The organism is Vibrio sp. 378, assembly GCF_033339435.1.
Genome location: NZ_JAWOUO010000466.1, coordinates 1 through 750, shown reverse-complemented (window position 1 = coordinate 750; position 750 = coordinate 1). Strand labels below are relative to the sequence as shown.

The following is a 750-nucleotide window of genomic DNA, read 5'->3' as shown; positions in this document are numbered from 1 at the left end:
GGCTTAACTGGTTTGGCAATAAAGCTGAAACCGTTCGCTTTGATGCCTTCCATCATATCGTCAGTACGGTCAGCACTGATGATCACCCCTTCAAAACGATTCCCCAGACGCAAACGACACTGTTGCAACACTTCTAACCCCGTACGTCCATTATCCAATCGATAATCAGAGAAAATGACGTCTGGCACCCAATCGCCTTCGAGCGCTTGTAAGCTTTCGACGAGATCCGTCGCAACCCGTATGTCACACCCCCAACGAGAGAGCAGATTTTCCATTCCGACCAAAATGTCAGGTTCGTTATCGACACACAGAATTCGCAAGTGGCACAACTCCGATTGAGGACTGGTCTCGACTTTCGCAGGGTGTGGCTGAACGTGATGAGCCTTATCCAAGGTTATCGAGAACACGCTGCCTTTACCAAACCACGAACGCATTGAAATTTCGTGCCCCACCACCTGCGCAATCCCTTTGGAAATCGCCAAGCCTAATCCCAAACCTTGATCGGAGCGCACTTGCGTTCCGCGATTAAACTCTTCGAAGATTTCCTGCTGTTTTTCTTCCTCGATGCCCATGCCGTTATCCCACACATCAATGCGCACACGCCCTTGAACTCGGCGCACTCCCAGCGCAACTTTACCATTTGGGCTGTAACGGAAGGCATTGGTGAGGAAATTCTGCACCACACGGCGCAGTAATTTAGGGTCCGATTTCACCATGAGAGAAGATGGAATCATAGTGAACTCGATCCCC

1 protein-coding gene is annotated in these 750 nt (G+C 50.3%); it reads right to left on the bottom strand.

What is annotated here, in order from left to right; genetic code table 11:
* On the bottom strand, positions 1–750 hold a 750-nt coding region (locus R7Q48_RS26960), incomplete at both ends, for an ATP-binding protein (protein ID WP_318133315.1).